Here is a 20,837-nt window from a genome sequence, read left to right as displayed (position 1 = left end):
AGGAACAGGAGGAGATTTTTTGTTTTTCCCTCGAAAAAGAATGAAATTACGATCATATAGTAATCATAGCAACTATAGAAAAAAGGGAAATCGATTGAATCGATTAACCCTAGTAGTTGTATTTGTTATTATCGGTGTTTTTTTATTTATTTATTATTTAAATGAGCAGCTTATGCCGACCTACTTAGATTATGCTGAAATACAAACGGCTAAAATTGCATCTTCCGTTGTGAGTAAAGCGATTGATTCTCGTACATCAAGTGTTATGGATGTTAATGATATTCTTGTAGAAGTATCCCCTGGGAACCATGCTGATTTGAAAGTTAATACTGAAACGATTAATCGAGTTCGAACAGAAACGGTCAATCAAGTAAAATTGTATTTAGAGCAGGCAGAGCAAGGAGAGTTGTCGCATTTGCCAAATCTTGATAATGTTGAATATGATTATAACAAGATCAATGAAGGTAATGGGGTAGTTTTTTATATGCCGTTGAGTCAGGCGGCTAATATCCCTTTAATCGGGAATTTAGGACCTAAAATTCCAATACGCTTTCATGTAATTGGCAATGTGCATAGTGAAGTTACTTCTTCAATAGAGGAATATGGTATAAATAGTGCCTATATGTCGGTAGGGATTCATATAGAAGTAAAAGTGCAAATTATTGTCCCTTTTGCTAGTAAAACTACTACAGTTACTCAGGATATTCCAGTGGCAATGGGCTTAGTAAGAGGGGATGTTCCAAGTGTTTATTCAAAAGGTGGTGAAGAGGTACCTTCAATTCAAGTACCTATCACTCCTAAAAAGTAAAAATGTTTAACTTCTTTCAGCAAATGTTCTTTGTACCGAAAGCTTAGCGACAGGTAAAGTGTCCAAACACCTACTGAATAGAGGAACTAAGGCTAAGAACTTCACATCCACTGACATGCATCACGCAGGCCTAAGCACAAAGCCAATTCCGGACGCAATTATGCCGAGGCATATTAGATTGTTATAGTTGTTGGAGTTCATTTAATATGTTACATTGACAGTGAAGATAGTAATATAAAAACTGCATATATTTGATAGGGGCGATATCCGTATGACATCTTGTAAACCTACAAGCAAAGAAAAAGAAGAATATTTAAGAAAACCAGATTGGTTAAAAATTAAATTAAACACAAATGATGAATATAAAGGGCTAAAGAAGCTCATGCGTGAAAAAAATCTGCATACAGTATGTGAGGAGGCACGCTGTCCTAATATTCATGAATGCTGGGGTGAACGACGTACAGCAACAATGATGATCCTTGGATCTGTTTGTACGCGTGCTTGCCGTTTCTGTGCTGTTAAAACAGGCTTACCAAATGAATTAGACCTAGCTGAGCCAGAACGAGTAGCAGATTCAGTAGCTATTATGAACTTGAAGCACGTTGTTATTACAATGGTAGCACGTGATGACTTAAAGGATGGCGGTGCGCAAGTATTAGCTGAAACAGTCCGTGCGATTCGTCGTAAAAGTCCGTTTACATCGATTGAAGTTTTACCATCCGATTTAGGTGGTTTACAAGAGAACCTTCAAATGTTAATGGATGCGAAGCCGGATATTTTAAATCATAATATTGAAACAGTGCGTCGCTTAACGCCAAGAGTACGTGCACGTGCAAAATATGAGCGTTCATTAGAGTTTCTTCGTTTGGCAAAAGAAATGCAGCCAGACATCCCTACGAAGTCATCATTAATGATAGGCTTAGGTGAAACACATGAAGAAATTTTAGAAGTTATGGACGATTTACGAGCAAACGACGTAGATATTATGACAATTGGTCAATACTTACAGCCAACGAAAAAGCATTTGCCTGTTAAAAAGTATTATTCTCCAATAGAGTTTGGTAAACTGCGTAAAATCGCAATGGAAAAAGGGTTTAAGCATTGTGAGGCAGGCCCACTTGTACGTAGTAGCTATCATGCTGATGAACAAGTTAACGAAGCGACAAAAGAACGTCAGCTACAAGCAGAACAGTAAGAACAAATGCTGAAATAGAAGGCGGTGCCACTTTGATCAATATAGAAGGATATGAATACGAGATTATTGAAGATTACAAAGAAGCTTTTCAAGAGGAAGTATTCAAGGAACGATACTCAGATATTTTAGCCAGATATGATTATATTGTGGGCGACTGGGGCTATAGTCAATTACGCTTAAAAGGCTTTTTTGATGATAAAAATCAAAAAGCCACTTTCGATACGAAGATTAGTACATTACAAGATTACTTATTTGAGTATTGTAATTTTGGCTGTGCATATTTCGTCTTGCGAAAATCCGGCAAATCTACTCAACAGCCAGAAGCTGTAGTAAGTGAAGAACATGAAGTGACAAAGCTTGTTGAGAATGCACAAATAGCAGAATAAACTTTTAAAACCTGATGCGAATTTTGCATCAGGTTTTTACTTTGTAGTGATAGGTTTTTAAAATCTGGTAATAATAAAAATATGGCATAGCGTGTGGTTGATTTCCGTTCCAACTGGGCGCTTTGTAGCTGCCGCTTCGCTTTCGCACAGAAAAAACATTTGTTGCTGCCGCTTCGCTTTCGCACAGAAAAAACATTTGTTGCTGCCGCTTCGCTGCAGGGTCTCATCTGTGACGCTGTTCCCCAAAGAGTCGCCCAGCCTCCACTCCAATCAACTTATATTCAGGATATACGTTTTAACAAATACCATCTCCAACTTTTGGTGGTGAATCAAAAAGGACGGATTTTAAAATTAATTTTAGTTTTATTAAAGGTGTGTGTTGTTTAGATGAAAAAAGCTGTATTTTTGGATCGTGATGGGGTCATCAATGAAGTTTTAACAGATCGCGTTAAATTTGTCAATAAACCTAAGGATCTCTATTTCCTGCCGCATGTTTCGAAAGCTATAAAAAAATTGAATAAATACTTCGACTATATATTTGTAGTAACCAATCAAGGTGGCGTTGGATTGGGGTTTATGAAAGAAACGCAGCTACAAAAAATACACGAGCATATGGTAAAAGAATTGAAGAAGGAAGGGGCCATGATTCACGAAGTTGTCTATTGCCCCCATAAACCAAAGTCGGGCTGTGCCTGCCGTAAACCCAGTAGTAAATTAATCGTAGATCTTGGTGAAAAATATAATATTGACTTAGCAAAATCCTACATGGTGGGAGATACGGATACAGATATTATAGCAGGCAAACGAGCAGGAACTAAGGGAGTATTTTTAGGTGCGAAAGATCCACTGGCAGATGCGATTTTTCCAGATTTAATTAGTGCTGCTGATTGGATTATTAAGGATGCAATAGCATAACGCTAGTATTGTTGAAGTGGAAAGACAAAGCGTATAAATCATGTAAATAAGGATAATTTATTTATTGGAGGTGATTAATTTGACTAAAGAAAATAAAAAATCGTTAGATCGAGAAGAATATGGATTTGGCTTTGATATTAGTGTTGATGACTTAGGAGTAATTGGGCAAAATCAACAAGCCAAAAAACAAAATGACAATGAGAACAAAGACAAGCCTCGCAATAAGGATAATCCTGCTAAATTAAATAATGAAAAGTAGGGGCACGATCCGATGAGGCATAATTGATACTTAAGATATTTACAAAAAAATTCCGCCAACCTTCTGTTGCACAGTGCGTAAATTAGAACCCTATTTTCGCAGAAAAGCGGAATTTTTTTGTATTAAATTCTTAATTGCTATATTGCAGGCACAAAAAAACACCCACTTTGGAGGGTGTTAATTTAATAATTCACGTAAGTATTCCCGTAGCTCGACTGTATCTTCCTCTGTGCGATTGTATACGTGTTCAAGATAGCCAGGCTCTTCTACATCATCTGGACCAATTATAGCAAAGCGTCCAAATTGAATATCCATGACAAGCACTTTTCCAAAGAAACGACCCGATTGCAAAATGGCTAAATCATAACGTAACCTATTCCCTGCAAAACTAACAAAGCGTGTTTTTGTATCCTCTACATCATCATATAAAAAAAAACGTTCCATCTTTTAATCTCCTTCCAGTCCTATAGATATGGTACTATAGAAGAGAAATGACTATCAACTTTTAAAGATTTGAATGGGGGCTTTCCTTGTGTATTTTGTAGATCGTAATAAAATCACAAAAAACTTACAGTACTTAGATAGACTATTAGCAATTTTAGAGTCAGAAGATAGCTGGCTAGAAAACGATATGAAGAAATTAGCAATCGAGCGAATTGGTCACAATGTGATGGAGTCAATGATGGATGTAGGAAATTTAATGATTGACGGTTTCATTATGCGTGATCCAGGAAGCTATGAGGATATTATTGATATTTTAATCGATGAAAAAGTCGTATCTACTGAAATGGAAGCACCGTTAAAAGTAGTAGTTGGTTTACGTAAAATGCTTGTTCGTGAATTCACAAATGTAGATGTTCAGGAAGTTGTTAATGTGTTAACAACGACTTTACCAGCATTAAAGCAATTCTCACCAGCTGTGAATAGTTATTTAACAAATGAACTCGGCCCTGTTTCAGCATTTTTACCAGAGGATCACCAATGAAAACCTACAAGGCATATTGTTTTGATTTAGATGGTACAGTGTACCGTGGAAAGGATGGCATTCCTTCTGCGATTACTTTTATTCATCGGTTACAACAAATAGGAATCGAGCCATTTTACGTAACAAACAATTCTTCTAAGACAAGAGAGCAACTGCAGGAAGCTTTAAGCGCTATAGGTGTGAATGCACCGTTAGAACATATTTACTCTAGTGCATTAGTTACTGCAAAATATGTAGCCTTGAATTTCCCTGGCAAAAAAGTAGCCATGCTAGGTTCTGATGGTATTCGTAAAGCGTTATTTAATGAAGGCATTGAACCAACTGAGGATGAGCCAGAGGTATTTGTTATGGGAATTGATCGAAATCTAGATTATATGGCACTTGCGAAGGCTACAATTGCTGTGCAAAATGGTGCGACGTTTATAGCAACGAATCAAGATATTAAATTCCCGACAGAACATGGTTTTTTGCCAGGTAATGGGTCGTTTGCCCGATTAGTAGGTGAGGTTGCAGACGTTGAGCCAATCTATATCGGTAAACCATCACCTGCAATGCTTGAAGTCATTGCAACAGAGCATGACTTTAAGAAAGATGAAATGGTGATGATTGGCGATAATTACGACACAGATATTATGTGTGGAATTCGTTATGGCTGTGACACAATCCATGTAAATACGGGTGTTACACCAACAAAGGTTGTACTTGAGAAGGAGCAGCAACCTACCTATGTAGTAGAAGCTTTAATTGCCGAGGCATAATTGAATGAATAGTTCAAACATAAAAAAAGGATGCTTATGTCGATTTTTTTGGCATAACATCCTTTTTATATGTTCAAATTTAGAGTAAGTGTTTCATCATTATATGAATGAGGTATTACGCCTTCATTACCATAACGGATTTTCTTCGATAAATTGATAAATGGCATTCGTCAACGCTTCAGGAGAATCAGCCTCAACTAGTTCACCATTGACGATTGCATAAAATGATTCTGAACATTTTGTACAGTAACTAAGACAGCCATATTCCAAAACGTCGATGTTCGGATCACGCTCTAATATTTCATAAGTTTTTTGGGAGCCGTTTGCTAAATTACTTATACAAAATTCAACCATTGGATTCATACATGTCACCTCACCAAAGTAATGCTACTCGCTTTTAAAACATTCGTCAATGATTTGAGTTGATCATGATATAAAAGCAGATACTAAGTGATAAAGTTGTGCGCACGCCAAATGATGTAAATTCCCTTTACAAAAGTGAAGAGAAGAAAACGATATTCAAGGAAAATTCGAACAATAGCGACAATTTATCGGATCTCAAATGATACAAAAATCGTTCGAAAAAAGCAAGTTAGCATGTATTTTGTGAAATCTTTCACAAAATTGCATTCTGATATTGTGAAACTTCTCACAATCAGTTATACTCATTTGTGGATACTTTGTGAACAATTAATACAAGAGATATAAAAGGAGACTATTATGGGAAAATTAGTACTTTTAGGTGGCGGCTACGGCAATATGCGTCTGATGCTTCGATTATTACCAAATGTTCCATTAGACACAGAAATCGTGCTAGTAGACAGAGCCCCTTTCCATAGTTTAAAAACAGAATTTTACGCATTAGCAGCAGGGACTGCAACAGATAAAGAAATTCGAGTAAGCTTTCCAGAGCATGAACGTTTATCGGCTGTATATGGAGAAGTTGTTGAAATTAATCGTGCGGAAAAAGTAGTCATTCTAGAAGATGGACAACGTATTGACTATGATGATTTAGTAATTGGTCTTGGCTGTGAGGATAAATATCACGGTGTACCAGGTGCAGAGGAGTACACATATAGCATTCAGACAATGGCGAAATCACGTTCAACATTCCAAGCACTTTGTGGTTTACCAGCAGGCTCTACAGTCGGAATTGTAGGAGCTGGCTTAAGTGGTATTGAGCTTGCAAGTGAGTTACGTGAAAGCCGATCAGATTTGAAAATAAAGCTATTCGACCGTGGTCCTCGTATTCTGAAGGACTTCCCAGAAAAGCTAAGCAAATATGTAAAAGACTGGTTCGTAAAACATAATGTCGAAGTCATTGCCAATTCAAATATTACAAAAATTGATCAAGGTAAAATTTACAATCACGAAGATGAAATTGCACTCGATTCTGTAGTTTGGACTGCTGGTGTACAGCCTGTCAAAATTGTTCGTGATTTAGAAGTTGAGAAAGATAAACAAGGACGTCCGCTTGTCACACAATATTTCAATCTTCTTGATGATGAGCATGTATATGTTGTAGGTGACTGTGCTGCTTCAGAATTACCTCCAACTGCGCAGTTAGCGGAGGAACAAGCAGAACAAATCGTCAAAGTACTTCGCATGCGTTGGAAAGGCGAAAACTTACCTGAGAAAATGCCTGATATTAAATTAAAAGGATTCATGGGAGCTCTTGGTAAAAAACAAGGCTTCGTTTACTTAGCAGATACAACAGTAACAGGACGTATCGCACGCTTAATGAAATCAGGATTATTATGGTACTACAAACGTCAAAATGACTAATTAGTTCGTTGATCTTTATAAAAAGGAATTGTTTCAAAATTTACTTTTGAAACAATTCCTTTTATTTCTTTTAAACAGTTTCGTCAGGAACGAAACCTAAATTTTCAAGTGCAGTAAATACAGGCTTTAATTGCACATAGCCTTCGCCCACTACTTCATTATTTATAAGGACAAGTGGATAAAAAAATTCATCTTCTTGAATGCGTGTAGCATAATCTTGATCGCGCTCATTCTCAATTGGTCCCTCGATATCGATATAGCGAATATCATATCCTTGGTTTGGATATTTTCGATCTATGGCTGCTTGTAGCCACTCATATGTATCCTTTGAAGATGGCGCATTGACACAACTTGCGCAAATTATCGCTGTTCCGTAAATTTCAATCAGTGGTTTCGTTTGACTCATTTCATTTCCACTCCTCGTGATTCAATATTGGATTTTTTCTGTTGCTAACATTATAATCATTATAAGGAAAGGAGTCGAGACAAATGGCAGAAGCAACAATTAACGATCAAGTTCAAGAGGTATTAGATAAATTACGCCCATTCTTACTACGTGACGGTGGAGACTGTGAATTAGTAGATGTAGAAGACGGCATTGTAAAATTACGTTTATTAGGTGCATGTGGTAGTTGCCCAAGTTCAACAATTACACTTAAAGCTGGTATCGAGCGCGCATTATTAGAAGAAGTACCAGGTATTATTGAAGTAGAGCAAGTATTCTAAAACGACTAAAAAAAGTTCTAGCTGATGTATTCAGACTAGAACTTTTTTTCTTAAACTTGGCGGGCATGTTCTTTTTCTTCTCGAATAATTGCCCATTGTTCCTTAGCCATATCTACGATCTTCGCTTCTCCGCCAATACTTTGCTTTTCAATGACCTTTGAAAAGAAGCGTGTAGCATTTTCTAAATCACCTACACGTCGTGATAGTTCGGCAATCATATACATAATGCGTATATCTGACATTTGCGTTGAGCTGTAATCCTCAGTTGAATAAGAATCCATATAGTAATCTCGGGCCATTGTCATAAAGCGTTGCTCTTGGCCTTCGTTTTTTAGTGAACGATATAGCCATGCAAGACGTAATGTAAGCCCAGCTATAGCAACAAATTTTTCTTTTTTAATCGTACCGCAAAGGAAGGCTAATTTATATGCTTGTATTGCTTGGAATACAGTGCGTTCGCCCTTAAAATCATGGTGTACCCATTTTTCTGTAATTTGCGCGCGAATATCATCTTGCGTGCCAGGAGAAAAATATTTTGAAAAGTCCTCTGTAAATGAAAATCCGCAATGCTCACAAACAAATACATTATAATAAAGGGCATTTACACCGTCTGCATAAATAGGATGAAAATCTGTTTCTGTATGATCTACTTTAATGAATTTAGAGCGTACTTTTAATGTTGGAAATTCTTTTTTGCAATTAAGACATTGAATTTTTTTTACGTAATAAGGTGAAATCTCCATATTTTATACCTCTTTCATCGACTTATTATAACTATTATACCAATGAAGGTTTTATAGAAATGGATAAAAAATACTAAAAATGTGAAAAATATTAGAATTTTTACTAAAAACCCTTTTGAAGCTGAATGTTTGTCATACAATAGTCAAAATTGATATGATAATAAGTAAGAAGGAAGGTGATTGGGATGACAAGTAAGCAAGTAATTGAAGTTACTGAAGCGGCTGTCTTTCATATTAATGAAATGATGGAGCACAATGAAGAGCAAAGTTCGTTTTTACGTGTAGTTGTTAATGGTGGCGGCTGCAGTGGCCTATCATACGGTATGCATTTTGATAAAGAGAAAAAAGAAGATGATTTTGAAGATATACAACATGGTTTAACAATTCTTGTTTCCCGTGAAGATGCGCCGATTTTAATAGGGACAAAAATTGACTATAAGCAATCGCTAATGGGCGGAGGCTTCACCATCGATAATCCAAATGCAATCGCATCTTGCGGCTGTGGCACAAGCTTTAAAGCGGCGAAACGTGAAGGTACGCCTGAGATTTGTGATTAGAAATAAATTGTCTAAATGTGTGTAGATACCAAGCCTTTTTAATTTGTATGTTGGAAAACATAACGAATTGAAAAGGCTTTTTTGTATGTTCTTGAAAAAGATGAAATATAAGCTGTAGGTAGCAATGGAGAAGAAATCTCCTAACCACAAGCCTCTAGTTTGATAGGCGATGGAGTTGGCAATTTCGTCTTACTCCATAATAGTTCCCATAGATATGAAAGTGTAAGCCAAAATGTATTCTTCGTTGTCTTTTCATCCTTCTTAATTTTAGTTAAAATGCTGACAAGATTTAAACAAAAAATGATCCCGAGTATAGGCATGAAGTAAACGATAATAAACGCAAAAATAATCAAATTACTACCTCCCCATATATAACGTGCAACAGATGAGATTGACCGTTACCACAGGGAAAAAAGATAAGGTCAAAACAGATTTAGCTTACAAGAATAATTGAAGAAACCTCTTAGAAGCAATCCTGTGTGCTGTTAGAAGAAAACAAAAGAACTTGGCAGGGATGAAAATCAATCCTAGATGCAAGTCCTATCTTTTATGGCTATATTAAAATTTGTGATCATTCATAAACAAACTTTGAACAAAGACCCCAATAAGAGCTATCATAGTATTCCGGATATTCAATGAGAAGTTGAGAACGTTCGATCCACAATTTAAGTTCTTTTGATTTGGTTGTATTTTCAATCGTATCTAGTAATTGAGATAGCTTTTGAATATCTCTACCTACCCGAACCATATCTCCAGTGAAAACATATAAAGTATTAAGGAAATAAGAAGTATGTTCACATTGCTCATCCTCAACAAATGTACAAATCATTGGTATATTTTCGATTTTATAGATAGCGAGTTCCCAATCTTGCACAGGTTCCATTTCATCACTATATGCCCATTTTTTTATCTCTTTTTGCGTAGGATTCCAAGGGTCTTTAAACATCATTTTGTACTCCTTTTAAACTAATATTAATTTTCTTCAAAATTATAACATGGAATATTATTCATTGGTATTGAAATGGTAAATGTGCAGTAAGTCATAAAGCTATGTGTTGGGTTAAATTGGGCATAAGAAAAGGACTCGTAAATCTGAGAATCACTCATCAATACAAGCCCCAATTTTAAAGATCCTGTTAGTTCAATAATATTTTTTATTTTTCGATAAGAATGGTAAATCCGATAAAATTAAAATGAGTGATATAACTAATGGTGAAAGTACAATATTGTAAAAAGTTATTTTGGATGGTTCTCTTAAATAGTAAAAAATAAAATTACAACAACTAATTAGAATAGTCATAATAATAAGTTTAAAGAACCGTTTTCTTTTATCCATCTTATCCAATTTTCTTAAATTTATTATAGATACGGTTACTATATAAATAAGGAATAAAACAAGAAAAATTAAATAACCAAATACAAATTTAGCTAAAAATAAATTATCAATATCCTTATATACAAAAAATAATGTGATGATCATACCTACAAAAACTAGGATATACAAAATGCTTGTAAAAATATTTTTCTTCAAATAATTACTACCTCGAAATCTTTATGTATTACAATTATTTTCTCAAAGATAAACAATTTTGTTAACTGGAAAGTAATGTATGCGAATGGTTGTTAGGAACTTCTAATTGGAGGTGAATTACAAATGAGTTGTGAAAGTATAGAGGTCGGTTTTTTGATGTTGAAGAGGCTTTAATATTAATTGAAAATGAAGATTTTAAACATGAACTATTACTTTGCTTAAACTATGGGGCAGAACCTTTTTATATTTCTTTTTAAATAAGAATAAGGCCACGATTATTTTTTATCGTGGCCTTATTACTGTACCGATAATTCACAACTAGTGAAGCTGTGTTAAAACATAATCATAAATTTCATCGGATGGTTTATTAAGAGCTATTGAAAATTCCGAAAAGATAGTATCTTGTAAAGATTGCAATAATTTTTCTTCCTGGTTAGGGAATTTTTTTTCATTGGTCTTATATTCGAGCTTTTTTCGTAGCAATGTGTTTAACAGCTTTGCTTGTTTTTGGCGATTGCCAGATTTAATGATTTCTAAATGAAATCTCATTCGATGTGTATTTTGTTCAATCCATTCCACACCGGGTGATGTGAATGAATGTAAAATACTGAGGGCTTCTTCTTTTTTAATAACATCTCTAAGCTGTTTTTTGGAATTGTCAATAGGGGTACGAATGATTAATTGTGGTTCATTTAGTGGTTGTAAAACGTAATAAGATTTAGTAATGTCGTTAAAGGTTTGTTCACAAATATCTTCAATAGAACAAAGTCCATGTGATGAGTAAATAACTACATCGCCAATGTTGTACATGTATATCCCCTCCAACAAACTATATTGTCAACTAAGTTGACTAAATTAATTGTAAGCAATTTAAAGATTTTTGTCAACTTGGTTGACGATTGATGTTGTTTTTTGTATATTAATAACGAAAAATAGGAAATGAAGGTGAACTAGTTGAAGGACGAATTGCAGAATCGAGATGTCATTGATTTATTGAGCGAACGTCATGAACTACTTCGAAGACTTGCAGAAGAGAAGTGGAATAAGCATAACGATATATATATTTCAAATTCGGAATGGTATATTTTGGGCATGATTTATAAAAAACAACTTACGATTTCAGATGTAGCTAAAAATGTTAAATTTTCAAGACAAGCAACCCATAAAATAATAAAGAGTTTGGAAGTTAAAGGGTTGGTGACAATTACGAGTGTCGAACACAGTAAAAAACATAAAGCTATTCGTATGACTGAATTTGGTGAAGATTGTTTTGAAAAAAATCAATTTTGTAAAGCAGAAATAGAAAAACAACTGGTCAATACAATTGGAGAAGATCAGGTCATCCGATTAAAAAATATATTAAAGCTTAATTGGGATATGAAGCAGTTGGAAGCATAATTTTCGTAGTTTAGGTACGGAAAATGTTTGAACAGCTTATAACATAAAAAGGTAGGGTACTATCTTAGCATGTGGGCTACATTGAAAAATTCCAAAAGCCACTTTCGTTCTACTCGAAAGTGGCTTTTATAACCTCCTTCAGCAGGTGTTCAAAATAATCGTTACTTTACCTTCTCGCGCTCTACGAATGTAGCGCCATTGTCATTTACTAAATTGTAAATGGCGCTTTTTTCATCTAAGCCAAATTGTCCGTTTTCTTTAATGGCAAACTTTTCGTTATTTTTCGTTTGGAAAGAATAAGTGCCTGCCGCACCTATTTCATACTCATAAATGACTTCCTTAATATCCTGCCATTCATATGTAGTTTGATGATGAAATTCTTTGAAAACAATTTGTGTTTTTTGTATAGCGGTATAACTTAAAAGAGAAAAATAGCCTAAAACTAGACTGCTCACGATGACTATAAGTGTAATCAAATAGGTGTATTTATTTCGTTTGAAACCAAGCATGATCAACGTTAAAATAATGAACGCAATTGCTAGGAAAAGCATAGTGAAGTTGCTTGTTGGAGTAATCAGCACGATATTATCTCTGCTAAAATAAAACGTTTGGGAAATGGTTAATGGCAACAAGAAAACGATGAAGGGCAATAGTAAGAGTAACACTATCGCTATAATAAAAAGTTTTGCATTAGGTGATATTTCGTTTAACATAAAACGCCTCCCTATAAATAGAGTGAATACTCCCTTTACTAAAAAGTGTAACATATTTACAAAATTGGAACCAGTGTGTATTTATGATTGGGAGTATGAAGCAATCATAATATTCTGATTTAATACTTCTATATATGGAGAATTGGTCGTTATAATAGTGCTATAGGAGTGAAGCTTATGAAAAAAGATAGAGGAAAAGTTTGGTTAGGTGTTGCAGGGGTAACAGTAAATCCGTTAGGTCAATGGTTAGTTGTTAAAAAGGCTTATAGTGGATTAAAGGGAAGATGGTCATTGCCAGCTGGTTTTGTCAATGCTGGTGAAACCGTAGATGAAGCGGTTGTTCGCGAATTAAAAGAAGAAACGGGTATCGATTGCCACGTATCAGGTTTAATTGGTTTTCGAACGGGTGTGATTCGCGGTGACATTAGTGATAACATGGCGATATTTTATTGTCGGATGAAGGATGAGCAGCAGCAGATTTGCATTCAGGAAAATGAATTATTAGCAGCGGAATGGATGTATCCAAAGGAGCTCGTTCAGGATGAAATGACATCAGTGATGTTAAAAGAAATGGCGTCCAACCAATTTGAAAAGCACCAATTAGAGGGGATTGTAGGCATTAACCCAGGAGATGTCTTTGGCTATTCCTCTTATAAATTGTTCTTTAAAAAATAATGTGACAAAGGATGGGACCTATGATGGAACTATTTTTGTTTATGTTAGAGCGAGTAGGACTAATCATTGTGTTTGCCTTTTTAATGTCAAGATGGCGGCTCTTTCGAGGAGTGTTATTTCAGGATCAAGGGGTTAAGGAAAATGTTTGGCTTATTATTATTTTTAGTGCTTTAAGTATAGTTAGCAGCTATACAGGGATAAAGATCGAAGGTGGGTCTATCAATCCTTTAAATCAAATGATACATAGCACTATAAATGCAGAGGAAGCTATTGCGAATACGAGGCTAATTGGCGTAACGATTGCTGGTATTTTGGTGGACCACTTGTTGGTGTTAGCGTGGGGATTATTGGAGCCTTGGAGTAATTCTAAATACAAGTTGATTTTGCATAATAGAGATTCGATGCTTGTTAGCAGGCTTTATATGAAGGATGTGCGCAAGATTTTCCAGCTATCAAAATAGCTGCATTTCAACAGTAGAAAACACCCTTTCAACTTAAAATTCTGACATTTTAGCGAATTTTACGAATAATCTATCAATTTATATGCTATGATGTGGAAAACGTAAAAAGGAGTGATAACATGAATGCTATTACAATTGTAATAGGTTCCATTTGTGTACTGATGATTAGCTATCGTTTGTATGGCATATTTTTCACAAAGAAGGTACTTAAGATAAAAGATGATACGCCCACCCCAGCACACGCTATGGAGGATGGTAAAGACTATGTTCCGACGAATAAGTGGGTAACATTTGGTCATCATTTTGCAGCGATTGCAGCAGCTGGACCGTTAGTTGGACCTATTTTAGCTGCACAATTTGGATATTTGCCAGGGCTTCTTTGGTTGTTAATTGGTGCAGTAATCGGTGGTGCAGTACATGATGCGGTAGTGTTATTCGCTTCTATGCGCCATGGAGGAAAGTCGTTATCAGAGGTAATGAAGAAGGAATTAGGACCTGTTGCAGGATTTTGTACAGGCCTTGCCATGCTTTTCATTATTACAATTACAATGGCCGGGCTATCGATGGTTGTCCTTGGTGCGTTGGAGCGAAATCCGTGGGGAACTTTTGCAGTAGGGATTACGATTCCAATAGCGATGCTTGTTGGTATTGCTTATCGTAAAACAGGAAATTTAATTGTTACGTCAACAGTTGGCTTTATTTTGTTAATGATCGGTGTATTTGTTGGACCGATGATTCAAGGGACAGCATTTGGTGATTTTTTAACGTTTGACCGTAATACCTTATCGATTATTCTACCTATCTATGCATTCTTTGCGGCGGCATTACCTGTATGGCTCTTATTAGCCCCGCGTGATTATTTAAGTAGTTTCATGAAAATTGGCGTATTTATTGCGTTAATCATTGGGGTCTTTTTCGTGAACCCAATCATTCAATTTCCACCAATTACAGAGTTTATTCATGGTGGTGGTCCAGTAATTGCTGGTCCAGTATGGCCATTCGTCTCCATTACAATTGCCTGTGGGGCTATTTCTGGCTTCCATGCGTTTGTAGGCTCTGGGACAACTCCAAAAATGATTGATCGCTGGGAAGATATTCGTATCGTTGGTTTTGGTGCTATGCTCGTAGAATCTTTAGTAGGTGTAATGGCTTTAATCGCAGCAACGGCTCTACATCCTGCAGATTATTTTGCGATAAATTCAGCTCCTGCAGTCTTTGCTACATTAGGAATGGAACCGGTACATTTACATGCATTAGCCGAAAGTATTGGGATGGACTTAGAAGGACGCACAGGTGGAGCTGTAACGCTAGCAGTTGGAATGACTGATATTTTCACGGGGATTCCTTGGTTTGCCGAATTGTCTTCTTATTTCTATCAATTCGTTATCATGTTTGAGGCGGTCTTTATTTTAACGGCTATTGATGCTGGGACACGTGTAGCGCGCTATTTAATTCAAGATTTTGGCGGCAATGTCTACAAGCCACTGAAGCGTACAAATTGGCTTCCAGGTACAATCTTTGCAAGTGCACTTGCATGCTTTATGTGGGGCTATTTATTGTATTCAGGAGATATCAGTTCGATTTGGGTATTATTTGGCGTTTCGAATCAGTTGATGGCAACAATCGGTTTAGTATGTGGTGTAACAATAGTCTTAAAAGTTGCAGATAAACGAATCTACGCCTTAACTTGCTTTATTCCATTGGCCTATTTATATGTCACTGTAAATGTAGCTGGCCTTTGGATGATTAAAAATGTTTATTGGAATACAGCGGCTGCTGGATACAATATGTTAAATGGTGTATTGTCTGTTATTATGTTAATTTTAGGCTTAATAATTGTGATAGCTGCTTTTAAAAAATGGGCAAAGCTTTGGAAGTCATCAAAGTATTTATTATCACAAACTGCTTCATAATGAAAAGAGAGAAACTATTGAAAATTAGTCGTATACTAGTTTTCAATAGTTTCTTTTATTTCTTAATGATGGTTCATCATCAAAAATAGCGGATGATTTGTTGAAATGTATGTTATTTATAAGTTGATTGGAGTGGAGGCTGGACGCCCCAAGAAGCTTTGCTCTGCGCGAAAGCGAAGCATCAGTCGGAACGGAAATTAACCACACGTTATGGTCATAATCCCTAAATATGACGAACAAGCGAAATCAAGGATATGTTCATTGAAAGCGTTGTAGTAATCATGTAAACTAATGAGAGGAAAACGGAGGTTATACATACATGGATGGTCCAGTTTCATTAGTACAGTTAATTATTTCAATTTTGTTATTTTTCGTCATGTTCTTTGGTATTGGATTTTTATTGAATATGCTACTGCGAATGACTTGGTTAATGGCAATTGTGTATCCAATTGTTGTTATCTTTATTATCGATGATGTAAGCTTTTTAGATTATATTTTCAAGCCAGGTTCCGCATTTCCAGCACTTTTAGATAAGTTGCAAGCACTGCAGTTTGTAGATATTTCTATCTTATCTGGTGGCTTTGCCGGTTCAATTGTTGCGGGGATTGTCATGATTTATTTGCGTAAAAGTGGTTATCGAATGTTTTAACTTCTTTCAGCAGGTTTCTTTTGTACCGAAAGCGTAGCGACAGGTACAGATGTCCAAACATTAGCTGAAATAGAGGAACTCAGTCTAAGAACGCCACATCCTGTCAACGACTGAGTGACCAACATCGTGCTGCTGCTGACGCTTCGCTTTCGCACATACAAAACACTTTGCTGACGCTGCGTTAGCACTACGCTTTCGCGCAAAAAACATCTGATGGCCTAAAGCCTCCGGCGGATGTCACGGAATGCCTAAAACGATCGCATCCATGCGATAACGGCTAACTGACCTGCATCACGCAGGCCTTAGCACAAAGCCGATTCCAGACGAAATTATGCCGAGGCATAATTGATCTTATTTCAGTATTCTTCTTTCTATGAAGAGAAGAATACTGATTTTTTTATGTTTCCGATAAATCACAAAAGTGTTCCGATATAAAAAAACACAGCCTCAACATGAGGATGTGTCTGTCTTCACAAAATAAACTGGTATGTGATGATGGCGATAAAAATGCCGGTTAATGCCCCGAAAAATACCTCACTCCGTTTATGGCCTAGCAATGTTTTTAGCTCTTCCATTTTTTCTTGCCCATCCATTTGTGGCCATTTTTTTAAATCATGAAGTAAAGTTTGAAAGTCTTTACGCAGTTGATTTAATACAGCTGCATGCTGACCTGCCTGAAAGCGTACTCCACTCGCATCATACATGACGATAAATGAAAACATAGCGGCTACGGCAAAAATGGGGGAATCTAATCCTGTTTCATAAGCAATAGATGTTGTTAGTCCTGTTACGGAAGCAGAGTGGGAGCTAGGCATTCCTCCGGTGGAAGTAAATAATCCCCAGTTAATCTTTCTTGTCATAAAAAAATGAATAGGAATTTTTACAAACTGTGCAAAGAGAACTGCAAAAAGGGCAACGAGTAAAGGGGTATTTTGAAGTAAACTCATAATCATCACAACCTTCACTTATAATTACTTTTATTATAACATTCATTATTTTCTAAAAGCTAAATATAACGCGTTTTCTGAAACTTAGGTATAATAGAATTAGTGAATGGAGGAATTTAACATGCATATTGTAAAAGAAGCAAAAACATTTGAAACGATTTCTACTGAAGTGTTAGTAGTGGGAGTCACTAAACATCGTGAGCAAATGCAGGATTGGGCAAGCTTTTCATCATTTTATGGAGAATCCCTTGATATGTGGATTAGTGCAGGGGATGTAACTACTGAGCTTAAAAAAATGACGAAATTGCCATTCTTAAAAGACCATACAACTCTTAAACGTATTTTATTCGTTGGTTTGGATGAGCGTAAAAATTTAACTGAAGGTGATATTCGTGCAGCATTTGGAATGCTTGGCAAGGAACTAAGAGCTTTAAAGGTTAAAGAATATTCGATTTGGCTTGAGTCGTTTACGACAGAGTCGATTACTGTAACAGATGTTGCCTTTTTAGCTGGTGAAGGAACAGGTCTTGGATATTATTCAATTCCTCATTACAAAACAACATCAAATGAAGTAGAGAAACGTATTGACGCTGTTCACCTTGTAACTACTGCTAATGATTTAGATGAAGTGGTGGCAAGCTTTGAGGTTGGTGCTATTTATGCAAATGCAGTAAATGAAGCACGTAGTTTAATTAATTTACCACCAAACTTACTGACAGCGATAGACTTAGCCAATTACGCAGAGTCCCTTGCGGTCGAGTACGATTTCGAAGTAGAAATTTTAGATAAAGCACAAATGGAAGAGCTTGGTATGGGTGGTGTTTTATGTGTCAATCAGGGCTCTCGTGAAGAACCTCGTTTAATCACGTTAAAATATAAAGCGACTGAAGACTTTGACGATCCAATTGGCCTTGTCGGCAAAGGAGTTACATATGATACAGGTGGTTATTCCTTAAAGCCAAAAGATTCAATGGTAGGCATGAAGGGCGATATGGGCGGTGCGGCAGCCGTGCTAGGTGCCATGAAAATCATCGGTGAATTACGCCCTAATAAAAATGTCGTTGCAGTTATTGGTTCTACTGATAATATGGTATCCGGCACAGCATTTAAGCCAGATGATGTCATTACGACATATAGCGGTAAAACGGTAGAAGTTTTAAATACCGATGCGGAAGGACGTTTAGTATTAGCAGACGCTACAACATATGCTAAACAACAAGGAGCTACTGCCTTGATTGATGTTGCAACGTTAACAGGTGGAGTAATTACAGCACTAGGTATGGATAAAACAGGTGCCCTTTCTAATGATGATGAATTCTTTGCTGCTTTCATGGAAGCTGCACAGGAGACTGATGAATTTGTGTGGCGCATGCCTTTAACAGAAAATGATAAAAAACGAATTCGTAAATCAGACGTCGCTGATTTAAATAACTCTCCTGGTCGTGATGGACACATGATTTTTGGAGGAGGCTTCGTTGGGGAGTTCGTTGGTGATACACCATGGATTCACTTAGATATTGCAGGAACATCAGATGCTATTGCTGTACATGACTTAGGCCCAAAAGGTGGTACAGGAGTAATGGTACGTACACTAGCAAACTTTGTGCAACGTTTAGGAGAAGAAAAATAGAATAGGCAATAGACATGTGATAAATGCATTCTCCTACATAAGATAGAGTAAAAAAAGGGAGGAAGCTTATGACATTCTTCGGAGGTTTTCCAGGAGGCTTTATGCCAGTAGGTGGGCCGTTTTTCCGACCATTTCCGCCGTTTTTCGGACCGCCGTTTTTCGGACCGCCGTTTTTCGGACCACCATTTTTCGGACCACCATTTTTCGGACCGCCGTTTTTCAGACCACCGTTTTTCAGACCGGGTCCACCATTTAGAGGGCCATTTAGAGGGCCTCGTAGATTTTAATTCAAACAACATAGATCTCAAAAAAACCAGATGTCAGCAAGTGACACCTGGTTTTTTCTTTAACTTCTTTTAGCAAGTGTTAAGTAGCGAAAGCGAAGTGACAGGTACAGAAGTCTCCCACTTCTATAGGTGGTGGGTTGAACGCGGTTTTAAGTCACTTTTCAGCAGGTGTCAAAAACATCGGCTGAAATATAGGAACTTACTAAGAACGTCACGTCCTGTAGCAACGACTGAGTGACCAACATTATGTTGTTGCTGTCGCTTCGCTTGCGCGCAGAAAACACTTGTTGCTGCCGCTTCGCTTTCGCACAGAAAACACTTGTTGCTGCCGCTTCGCTTTCGCACAGAAAACATTTGTTGCTGCCGCTTCGCTTTCGCACAAAAAACATCTGTTGCTGTCGCTTCGCTAGCGCACAAAAAACATCTGTTGCTGCCGCTTCGCTTTCGCACAGAAAACATCTGCAGGCCTAAGCACAAAGCCGATTCTGGACGCAATTATGCCGAGGCATAATTGATTAAGTAAAATTAAATAAAAATCATTTTTTAGGCACTAAATAATGTATTGACAGAATATACTATATTATTTATTATTCTTATTATATTACTAAGAATTAAATACGTAGCTGACTAGTAAACTAGAGGCTCTTATTATTCACAGGCATTGCTTTGCCTATGGATAATTTGAGTCTCTTTTTTCTATCTCAAGCAAGAGAAAAGAGGGAGTGAAATCAAATGGGAAAAGTTTTTATAGTGGGTGCAGGTCCTGGCGATGTGGATCTTATCACGGTAAAAGGATTACGATGTATCGAATGTGCTGATGTCATCCTATATGACAGACTCATAAATAAGAATCTACTATCCTATGCTAAACGAGAGGCTAAGCTTATCTTTTGTGGTAAGCTGCCTCAGCGGCACGCTATGATCCAAGAGCAAATTAATCAATCACTTGTCAGCTATGCAGAGCAAGGATTGATTGTAACAAGATTAAAGGGAGGCGACCCATTCGTTTTTGGAAGGGGGGCTGAGGAAGCAGAGGTGCTAGCTCAGCATAATATTCCATTTGAAATTGTGCCTGGCATTACTTCTGGGATAGCAGCGCCTGCTTATGCAGGGATTCCTGTTACACATCGTGACTTAAGCTCAAGTTTTGCAGTGGTCACTGGGCATATGAGAGAGGGCAAGGATGATACTATTCAATGGGAAAGTCTGGCAAAAGGAATCGATACGATTGCTATATATATGGGGGTCGGTAACCTTCCCTATATCCGTCAACAGCTACTCAAGTATGGACGTGATAAAGAAACACCGATAGCACTCATCCATTGGGGTACATTTTCACAACAAAAAACAGTTACAGGAACTTTAGCTAATATTGAAGAACTAGTACAGCGTGAAAATATCCAAAATCCAAGCATAATTGTAGTAGGAAAAGTTGTTGCTTTGAGGGAAACAATTCAATGGTTTGAGCAAAACATTCCGCAGCCACATCTAGTGGAAGCTTCTGTGTAAGGATGTG

General features: G+C 36.8%; 27 protein-coding genes. 18 read left to right on the top strand and 9 right to left on the bottom strand.

The genetic code is table 11. The features are described from left to right. Window positions 1-40 precede the first annotated feature (40 nt). The 5 genes from yunB to ACIQZA_RS10815 all read left to right on the top strand — a co-directional run bounded on the left by yunB (window position 41) and on the right by ACIQZA_RS10815 (window position 3,563). Window positions 41-808 (top strand): sporulation protein YunB, encoded by a 768-nt coding sequence (gene yunB / locus ACIQZA_RS10835; protein WP_402881696.1) that lies wholly within the window; start codon window positions 41-43, stop codon window positions 806-808. Window positions 809-1,079: 271 nt separating this feature from the next. Continuing rightward, a complete protein-coding gene (gene lipA / locus ACIQZA_RS10830; protein WP_132361772.1) occupies window positions 1,080-2,003 on the top strand; it encodes a lipoyl synthase in 924 nt (307 codons plus the stop codon). 32 nt (window positions 2,004-2,035) lie between these two features. After that, window positions 2,036-2,389 (top strand): YutD family protein, encoded by a 354-nt coding sequence (locus tag ACIQZA_RS10825; protein WP_142511003.1) that lies wholly within the window; start codon window positions 2,036-2,038, stop codon window positions 2,387-2,389. Window positions 2,390-2,776: 387 nt separating this feature from the next. Then, window positions 2,777-3,304 carry a D-glycero-alpha-D-manno-heptose-1,7-bisphosphate 7-phosphatase gene (locus ACIQZA_RS10820; protein WP_402881496.1) on the top strand — a complete coding sequence of 176 codons (528 nt, stop codon included), beginning with the start codon at window positions 2,777-2,779 and terminating at the stop codon, window positions 3,302-3,304. Between the two features lie 64 nt (window positions 3,305-3,368). Then, window positions 3,369-3,563 (top strand): hypothetical protein, encoded by a 195-nt coding sequence (locus ACIQZA_RS10815; protein ID WP_142510565.1) that lies wholly within the window; start codon window positions 3,369-3,371, stop codon window positions 3,561-3,563. A 177-nt stretch (window positions 3,564-3,740) separates the two neighbouring features. Here the strand turns inward: ACIQZA_RS10815 and ACIQZA_RS10810 are convergent, their stop codons facing one another. Further along, the gene (locus ACIQZA_RS10810) at window positions 3,741-4,007 is read right to left on the bottom strand and encodes a DUF3055 domain-containing protein (protein ID WP_142510564.1); all 267 of its coding nucleotides are present in this window, start codon (window positions 4,005-4,007) and stop codon (window positions 3,741-3,743) included. 88 nt (window positions 4,008-4,095) lie between these two features. Between ACIQZA_RS10810 and ACIQZA_RS10805 the strand changes: the two genes are divergently transcribed. Both ACIQZA_RS10805 and ACIQZA_RS10800 read left to right on the top strand, forming a co-directional pair. After that, a complete protein-coding gene (locus ACIQZA_RS10805; RefSeq protein WP_400938745.1) occupies window positions 4,096-4,548 on the top strand; it encodes a DUF86 domain-containing protein in 453 nt (150 codons plus the stop codon). Then, a complete protein-coding gene (locus ACIQZA_RS10800; RefSeq protein WP_400938743.1) occupies window positions 4,545-5,306 on the top strand; it encodes a TIGR01457 family HAD-type hydrolase in 762 nt (253 codons plus the stop codon). The genes ACIQZA_RS10805 and ACIQZA_RS10800 overlap by 4 nt, the downstream gene beginning before the upstream one ends. Window positions 5,307-5,432: 126 nt before the next feature. Here the strand turns inward: ACIQZA_RS10800 and ACIQZA_RS10795 are convergent, their stop codons facing one another. Beyond that, entirely contained in the window at window positions 5,433-5,669 is a 237-nt protein-coding gene (locus tag ACIQZA_RS10795; RefSeq protein WP_142510561.1) for a YuzB family protein, read from the bottom strand. A 357-nt stretch (window positions 5,670-6,026) separates the two neighbouring features. Between ACIQZA_RS10795 and ACIQZA_RS10790 the strand changes: the two genes are divergently transcribed. After that, entirely contained in the window at window positions 6,027-7,091 is a 1,065-nt protein-coding gene (locus ACIQZA_RS10790) for an NAD(P)/FAD-dependent oxidoreductase (protein ID WP_402881493.1), read from the top strand. Between the two features lie 70 nt (window positions 7,092-7,161). Here ACIQZA_RS10790 and ACIQZA_RS10785 read toward each other — a convergent pair whose 3' ends face one another. Further along, window positions 7,162-7,497 carry a YuzD family protein gene (locus ACIQZA_RS10785; protein ID WP_400938738.1) on the bottom strand — a complete coding sequence of 112 codons (336 nt, stop codon included), beginning with the start codon at window positions 7,495-7,497 and terminating at the stop codon, window positions 7,162-7,164. An 83-nt stretch (window positions 7,498-7,580) separates the two neighbouring features. Between ACIQZA_RS10785 and ACIQZA_RS10780 the strand changes: the two genes are divergently transcribed. Then, window positions 7,581-7,817 (top strand): NifU family protein, encoded by a 237-nt coding sequence (locus ACIQZA_RS10780; protein WP_010857481.1) that lies wholly within the window; start codon window positions 7,581-7,583, stop codon window positions 7,815-7,817. Between the two features lie 50 nt (window positions 7,818-7,867). On the opposite strand, the gene ACIQZA_RS10775 is transcribed toward ACIQZA_RS10780, so the two are convergent. Further along, on the bottom strand, window positions 7,868-8,560 hold the full coding sequence (locus ACIQZA_RS10775) for a DUF2225 domain-containing protein (protein ID WP_400938735.1): 693 nt from the start codon (window positions 8,558-8,560) through the stop codon (window positions 7,868-7,870). 185 nt (window positions 8,561-8,745) lie between these two features. Here ACIQZA_RS10775 and ACIQZA_RS10770 point away from each other — a divergent pair, with 185 nt between their 5' ends. Continuing rightward, window positions 8,746-9,117, top strand: a complete 372-nt coding sequence (locus ACIQZA_RS10770) for a HesB/IscA family protein (RefSeq protein WP_142510557.1) — start codon at window positions 8,746-8,748, stop codon at window positions 9,115-9,117. Window positions 9,118-9,257: 140 nt separating this feature from the next. On the opposite strand, the gene ACIQZA_RS10765 is transcribed toward ACIQZA_RS10770, so the two are convergent. The 3 genes from ACIQZA_RS10765 to ACIQZA_RS10755 form a co-directional block, all read right to left on the bottom strand. After that, entirely contained in the window at window positions 9,258-9,470 is a 213-nt protein-coding gene (locus ACIQZA_RS10765; protein ID WP_400938732.1) for a hypothetical protein, read from the bottom strand. Between the two features lie 218 nt (window positions 9,471-9,688). Beyond that, window positions 9,689-10,066, bottom strand: a complete 378-nt coding sequence (locus tag ACIQZA_RS10760; protein WP_400938730.1) for a hypothetical protein — start codon at window positions 10,064-10,066, stop codon at window positions 9,689-9,691. A gap of 900 nt (window positions 10,067-10,966) precedes the next feature. Further along, window positions 10,967-11,458, bottom strand: a complete 492-nt coding sequence (locus ACIQZA_RS10755; RefSeq protein ID WP_400938728.1) for a CarD family transcriptional regulator — start codon at window positions 11,456-11,458, stop codon at window positions 10,967-10,969. A gap of 144 nt (window positions 11,459-11,602) precedes the next feature. Between ACIQZA_RS10755 and ACIQZA_RS10750 the strand changes: the two genes are divergently transcribed. Beyond that, entirely contained in the window at window positions 11,603-12,046 is a 444-nt protein-coding gene (locus tag ACIQZA_RS10750; protein ID WP_400938726.1) for a MarR family winged helix-turn-helix transcriptional regulator, read from the top strand. Between the two features lie 161 nt (window positions 12,047-12,207). Here the strand turns inward: ACIQZA_RS10750 and ACIQZA_RS10745 are convergent, their stop codons facing one another. After that, entirely contained in the window at window positions 12,208-12,759 is a 552-nt protein-coding gene (locus ACIQZA_RS10745) for a hypothetical protein (RefSeq protein ID WP_402881489.1), read from the bottom strand. A gap of 177 nt (window positions 12,760-12,936) precedes the next feature. On the opposite strand from ACIQZA_RS10745, the gene ACIQZA_RS10740 reads away from it, so the two are divergent. The 4 genes from ACIQZA_RS10740 to ACIQZA_RS10725 all read left to right on the top strand — a co-directional run bounded on the left by ACIQZA_RS10740 (window position 12,937) and on the right by ACIQZA_RS10725 (window position 16,457). After that, window positions 12,937-13,434: an NUDIX hydrolase gene (locus ACIQZA_RS10740; protein WP_402881486.1), complete on the top strand. Its 498-nt coding sequence runs from the start codon at window positions 12,937-12,939 to the stop codon at window positions 13,432-13,434. A gap of 20 nt (window positions 13,435-13,454) precedes the next feature. Next, complete coding sequence (locus ACIQZA_RS10735; RefSeq protein ID WP_400938720.1) at window positions 13,455-13,895, top strand: LytS/YhcK type 5TM receptor domain-containing protein; 441 nt, start codon at window positions 13,455-13,457, stop codon at window positions 13,893-13,895. Window positions 13,896-14,014: 119 nt separating this feature from the next. Continuing rightward, the gene (locus ACIQZA_RS10730; protein ID WP_142510551.1) at window positions 14,015-15,808 is read left to right on the top strand and encodes a carbon starvation CstA family protein; all 1,794 of its coding nucleotides are present in this window, start codon (window positions 14,015-14,017) and stop codon (window positions 15,806-15,808) included. Window positions 15,809-16,127: 319 nt separating this feature from the next. Further along, entirely contained in the window at window positions 16,128-16,457 is a 330-nt protein-coding gene (locus tag ACIQZA_RS10725) for a YuiB family protein (RefSeq protein ID WP_132361742.1), read from the top strand. A 470-nt stretch (window positions 16,458-16,927) separates the two neighbouring features. On the opposite strand, the gene ACIQZA_RS10720 is transcribed toward ACIQZA_RS10725, so the two are convergent. Then, window positions 16,928-17,410 (bottom strand): divergent PAP2 family protein, encoded by a 483-nt coding sequence (locus ACIQZA_RS10720; RefSeq protein ID WP_132361740.1) that lies wholly within the window; start codon window positions 17,408-17,410, stop codon window positions 16,928-16,930. A gap of 115 nt (window positions 17,411-17,525) precedes the next feature. On the opposite strand from ACIQZA_RS10720, the gene ACIQZA_RS10715 reads away from it, so the two are divergent. The 3 genes from ACIQZA_RS10715 (at window position 17,526) to cobA (ending at window position 20,830) form a co-directional block, all read left to right on the top strand. Further along, complete coding sequence (locus tag ACIQZA_RS10715; RefSeq protein WP_402881483.1) at window positions 17,526-19,034, top strand: leucyl aminopeptidase; 1,509 nt, start codon at window positions 17,526-17,528, stop codon at window positions 19,032-19,034. A 68-nt stretch (window positions 19,035-19,102) separates the two neighbouring features. After that, entirely contained in the window at window positions 19,103-19,321 is a 219-nt protein-coding gene (locus ACIQZA_RS10710) for a hypothetical protein (RefSeq protein ID WP_400938711.1), read from the top strand. A 732-nt stretch (window positions 19,322-20,053) separates the two neighbouring features. Further along, window positions 20,054-20,830: a uroporphyrinogen-III C-methyltransferase gene (gene cobA / locus ACIQZA_RS10705; RefSeq protein ID WP_400938709.1), complete on the top strand. Its 777-nt coding sequence runs from the start codon at window positions 20,054-20,056 to the stop codon at window positions 20,828-20,830. The last annotated feature ends 7 nt before the right edge of the window (window positions 20,831-20,837 follow it).

This window comes from Lysinibacillus sp. NPDC096382, from assembly GCF_044762845.1.
GTDB lineage: Bacteria > Bacillota > Bacilli > Bacillales_A > Planococcaceae > Lysinibacillus.
This window is presented reverse-complemented; position numbering and strand designations above follow the sequence as displayed.